The sequence below is a fragment of the Limnohabitans sp. DM1 genome, from assembly GCF_001269385.1.
GTDB lineage: Bacteria > Pseudomonadota > Gammaproteobacteria > Burkholderiales > Burkholderiaceae_C > Limnohabitans_A.
On the sequence record NZ_CXOO01000001.1, the window covers coordinates 1 to 5,947 of the forward strand.

Genomic DNA, 5,947 nt, shown 5'->3' on the forward strand with positions numbered 1-5,947 from the left:
AATTTACAGGCCCAAAAAGCCTACTAACCGCCTTTTAAAGTCGAACCGCCCTGTTGAAGTTGTAGGTGCTGGTCACCCCCGCAGACTCGTTATTGGTCGCGCTCGTGTCCACCGCCTTGAACTTCAGGCTCACAGCCCCATTGAAGTTGGCCACAGGCATGAGTAAAACCTTGTCGGCATTGATGTCCTCAATCGTGATCAAGGTGCCGGAAGTGATGGGCGTGCCATTGAGCAGCAAGGTGGCCTTGGAGGCATCGGGCAACTCGGTGTAGATCACGCCCTTTTGTGCGTGGCCGTCGTCGTCGGCGTAATTGAACTTGAGTGAAGATTTCAGGATCGCGCCCATGTCTTCAGTCAGACCATTGACGGTACCGCCCGAGATGACGGGTGCGTCGTTCGCACCAGTGATGGACACCGTGACGGTGGCCGTACTGGTGGAACCGGCCGTGTCTTTGACGGTGTAAGTGAACACGTCGTTGATGGCCGTGCTGCCCACCGCCAAGGCTTTGACCGTGGCGTTGGCTTGGTCCACCACGTAGCTGTAGCTGCCGTCAGCGCCGATCTTGATCGTGCCAAAGCTGCCCACCACTTCCGTGCCGTTGGCGCTGGTGGTGGCGGCGATCACTGCCGTGCCGGCACCCGCGGCGGTGCCGGCCTTGATGTCCTGCACCACTTTGGTGTCGCCGCTGTCGGCGTCGGTGTCGTTGGTCAACACGTTCAGGGCGCTCACGCCGCTGGTGGTGGAGGTCAAGGCTGCGCCCGTAATGGCGTTGGCCGTGCCACCGGCTTCATCGATGGTGGCCGTGTCATTCACCCCAACAGGCGTGTCATTGACGTTGTTGAAGTTGAAGGTGCTTGTCACCACCGCAGACTCGTTGTGAGTCGCGCTGGTGTCCACCGCCTTGAACTTCAGATCCACCGCACCATTGAAGTTGGCCACTGGTTTGAGTTCGACTTTAAGCGCATCAATGTCCGCAATGGTGACCAAGGTGTTGGCGGTGATCGCCACGCCGTTGAGCAACAAGGTGGCCTTGGCCGCATCGGGCAGCTCGGTGAAGATCACCCCTGCTTGTGTGTGGCCGTCGACATCGGCATAGTTGAATTTGAGCGCGGTGGTCAGGATCGCGCCCTTGTCTTCCTCCAGCCCGCTCACTGGGCCACCAGACACGGAGGGCGCATCATTCACCGCCGTGACGCTGATGCCAACCTTGCCGACTTCCAAAGAATAAGGGGTAGATGTGCCGGTTGCAGCAACAGTAACCTTTGTCCCCACTGTGGCTGCCGGTGAATTGGTCTGGTCCCATGCCAGGTACAAGAAGGCGTTGTCCACAGTCCCGTTCCAGTTGGCATTGGGTTTGAAGAACACTCGGCTGCTGGCATCCAGCAACAAGGCGCTGCTGTTGCTGACAACTCCCGCGCTTTGCCAGTTTGCCCCATTGTCCGTGCTGAAGAACAAGCTTCCGTTGGCGTTGACGCTGGTGATGGCAATGCCCTTGGTCGCAGCCGCATCGACATCACTGATCACACTGAACATATCGCTCACGGCAATTCCTGCAGAGGTGTCACCGTTTGCGGGTGCTGCCACATCCTCGTCCACCGTTGGCAAGTTCAAGGTGCCCGCGCCAATGACAGGCGCATCGTTGGCACTGTTGAAGTTGTAGGTGCTGGTCACCTCCGCAGACTCGTTATTGGTCGCGCTCGTGTCCACCGCCTTGAACTTCAGGCTCACAGCCCCATTGAAGTTGGCCACAGGCATGAGTAAAACCTTGTCGGCATTGATGTCCTCAATCGTGATCAAGGTGCCGGTAGTGATGGGCGTGCCATTGAGCAGCAAGGTGGCCTTGGAGGCATCGGGCAACTCGGTGAAGATCACGCCCTTTTGTGCATGGCCGTCGTCGTCGGCGTAATTGAACTTGAGTGAAGCGTTCAGGATCGCGCCCATGTCTTCAGTCAGACCGTTGACGGTGCCGCCCGAGATAACGGGTGCGTCGTTGACATTGCCGAAGTTGAAGGTGCTTGTCACCACCGCAGACTCGTTGTGGGTCGCGCTGGTGTCCACCGCCTTGAACTTCAGATCCACCGCACCATTGAAGTTGGCCACTGGTTTGAGTTCGACTTTAAGCGCATCGATGTCCGCAATGGTGACCAAGGTGTTGGCGGTGATCGCCACGCCGTTGAGCAACAAGGTGGCCTTGGCCGCATCGGGCAGCTCGGTGAAGATCACCCCTGCTTGTGTGTGGCCGTCGACATCGGCATAGTTGAATTTGAGCGCGGTGGTCAGGATAGCGCCCTTGTTTTCCTCCAGCCCGCTCACTGTGCCACCAGACACGGAGGGCGCATCATTCACCGCCGTGACGCTGATGCCAACCTTGCCGACTTCCAAAGAATAAGGCGTAGATGTGCCGGTTGCAGCAACATTAACCTTTGTCCCCACTGTGGCTGCCGGTGAATTGGTCTGGTCCCATGCCAGGTACAAGAAGGCGTTGTCCACAGTCCCGTTCCAGTTGGCATTGGGTTTGAAGAACACTCGGCTGCTGGCATCCAGCAACAAGGCGCTGCTGTTGCTGACAACTCCCGCGCTTTGCCAGTTTGCCCCATTGTCCGTGCTGAAGAACAAGCTTCCGTTGGCGTTGACGCTGGTGATGGCAATGCCCTTGGTCGCAGCCGCATCGACATCACTGATCACACTGAACATATCGCTCACGGCAATTCCTGCAGAGGTGTCACCGTTTGCGGGTGCTGCCACATCCTCGTCGACCGTGGGCAAGTTCAAGGTGCCCGCGCCAATGACAGGCGCATCGTTGGCACTGTTGAAGTTGTAGGTGCTGGTCACCTCCGCAGACTCGTTATTGGTCGCGCTCGTGTCCACCGCCTTGAACTTCAGGCTTACAGCCCCATTGAAGTTGGCCACAGGCATGAGTAAAACTTTGTCGGCATTGATGTCCTCAATCGTGATCAAGGTGCCGGTAGTGATGGGCGTGCCATTGAGCAGCAAGGTGGCCTTGGAAGCATCGGGCAACTCGGTGAAGATCACGCCCTTTTGTGCATGGCCGTCGTCGTCGGCGTAATTGAACTTGAGTGAAACGTTCAGGATCGCGCCCATGTCTTCAGTCAGACCGTTGACGGTACCGCCCGAGATGACGGGTGCGTCGTTGACATTGCCGAAGTTGAAGGTGCTTGTCACCACCGCAGACTCGTTGTGAGTCGCGCTGGTGTCCACCGCCTTGAACTTCAGACTCACATCACCAAAGAAGTTGGCCGCGGGTTTGAGTTCGACTTTAAGCGCATCGATGTCCGCAATGGTGACCAAGGTGTTGGCGGTGATCGCCACGCCGTTGAGCAACAAGGTGGCCTTGGCCGCATCGGGCAGCTCGGTGAAGATCACCCCTGCTTGTGTGTGGCCGTCGACATCGGCATAGTTGAATTTGAGCGCGGTGGTCAGGATCGCACTCTTTTCTTCCTCCAGACCGTTCACTGTGCCACCAGACACGGAGGGCGCATCATTCACCGCCGTGACGCTGATGCCAACCTTGCCGACTTCCAAAGAATAAGGCGTAGATGTGCCGGTTGCAGCAACAGTAACCTTTGTCCCCACTGTGGCTGCCGGTGAATTGGTCTGGTCCCATGCCAGGTACAAGAAGGCGTTGTCCACAGTCCCGTTCCAGTTGGCATTGGGTTTGAAGAACACTCGGCTGCTGGCATCCAGCAACAAGGCGCTGCTGTTGCTGACAACTCCCGCGCTTTGCCAGTTTGCCCCATTGTCCGTGCTGAAGAACAAGCTTCCGTTGGCGTTGACGCTGGTGATGGCAATGCCCTTGGTCGCAGCCGCATCGACATCACTGATCACACTGAACATATCGCTCACGGCAATTCCTGCAGAGGTGTCACCGTTTGCGGGTGCCGCCACATCCTCGTCCACCGTGGGCAAGTTCAAGGTGCCTGCGCCAATGACAGGCGCGTCGTTGACGTTGTTGAAGTTGTAGGTGCTGGTCACCTGCGCAGACTCGTTATTGGTCGCGCTCGTGTCCACCGCCTTGAACTTCAGGCTTACAGCCCCATTGAAGTTGGCCACAGGCATGAGTACAACTTTGTCGGCATTGATGTCCTCAATCGTGATCAAGGTGCCGGTAGTGATGGGCGTGCCATTGAGCAGCAAGGTGGCCTTGGAAGCATCGGGCAACTCGGTGAAGATCACGCCCTTTTGTGCATGGCCGTCGTCGTCGGCGTAATTGAACTTGAGTGAAGATTTCAGGATCGCGCCCACGTCTTCAGTCAGACCGTTGACGGTACCGCCCGAGATGACGGGTGCGGTATTTTCGATCACGATCGCTTGAACATCAATACCGGGATCGTTGTCATTGTCAATGTCTGTGCTCGGTGTGAACACGTTGACTATAGGCTTGTCTGAGAAACGATCACCAGCAGCATCGGTCACGGTAGCACGCAGAGCGTAGTTACCCTCGCTTTGAGTGACGCTTTCTCGGTTCCAAGTCCAGGCACCGTTGGTCACAGGGACGATGGCCGTTGCGATGATTGCGTTGGTACTGTCGAGCAATTCAAGCTTCACATGCGCTGCCGAGCTGATCATTGTGTTGGCAACAGGTACAACAGTGCCACTGTAGATCAAGGTGTTATCACTTGTGCTGAAGTTTGCAGCGCCTGTGTCTGTGCTGATGGCTGTGACTGTGACCACCGCGCGGCCATTGTCAATGACCTGGTTGATGTTGCTGAACGTTGTGGTCCCTGTGCTGCCATCTGGGTTTTTAAAGGTGACAGTCCCGGATGTGCCATTCAATGTCACAACGGCTTCGTCCAACTTGGATATGTCCAAACTGTTGTTACCGTTACCACCATCAATGGTGTCATTGCCAGAGCCACCCGTAATCGTGTCGTCTCCATCGCCGCCGTCAATGGCGTCATTGCCATCGCCACCATCAACGATGTCGTTACCTTCGCCGCCGTTGATCGAGTCGTCGCCATTACCACCGTCAATGGTGTCTGCGCCATCGCCACCGTCAACGATGTCGTTGCCTTCGCCGCCGTTGATCGAGTCGTCGCCATTACCGCCGTCTAAGCTGTCATTGCCGTCGCCACCGCCAACGATGTCGTTGCCTTCGCCGCCATTGATCGAGTCGTCTCCATTACCGCCGTCAATGGAGTCGGCACCGTCCCCACCGTCAACGATGTCGTTGCCTTCRCCGCCGTTGATCGAGTCGTTGCCATTACCGCCGTCAATGGTGTCTGCRCCATCGCCACCATCAACGATGTCGTTACCTTCGCCGCCGTTGATCGAGTCGTTGCCATTACCGCCGTCAATGGTGTCTGCRCCATCGCCACCATCAACGATGTCGTTACCTTCGCCGCCGTTGATCGAGTCGTTGCCATTACCGCCGTCAATGGTGTCTGCGCCATCGCCACCATCAACGATGTCRTTACCTTCGCCGCCGTTGATCGAGTCGTTGCCATTTCCGCCGTCAATGGTGTCTGCGCCATCGCCACCTTCAACGATGTCGTTGCCTTCGCCGCCGCTGATCGAGTCGTTGCCATTACCGCCTTCAACGATGTCGTTACCTTCGCCCCCGTTGATCGAGTCGTCGCCATTACCRCCGTCAATGGTGTCGGCGCCATCGCCACCGTCAACGATGTCGTTACCTTCGCCGCCGTTGATCGAGTCGTTGCCATTACCGCCGTCAATGGTGTCTGCACCATCTCCACCGTCAATGATGTCTGCGCCATCGCCACCATCAAYGATGTCGTTRCCTTCRCCRCCGTTGATCGAGTCGTCGCCATTACCACCGTCAATGGTGTCGTCGCCATCGCCACCGTCAACGATGTCGTTRCCTTCGCCGCCGYTGATCGAGTCGTTGCCATTACCGCCGTCAATGGTGTCGGCACCATCGCCACCGTCAATGGTGTCGTCGCCATCGCCACCKTCAAYGATGTCGTT

General features: G+C 57.2%; 1 protein-coding gene. It reads right to left on the reverse strand.

Annotated features, from left to right (window positions below):
• Window positions 1–34: 34 nt before the first annotated feature.
• On the reverse strand, window positions 35–5,947 hold a 5,913-nt coding region (locus AMM33_RS00005), incomplete at its 5' end, for a VCBS domain-containing protein (RefSeq protein ID WP_194945129.1).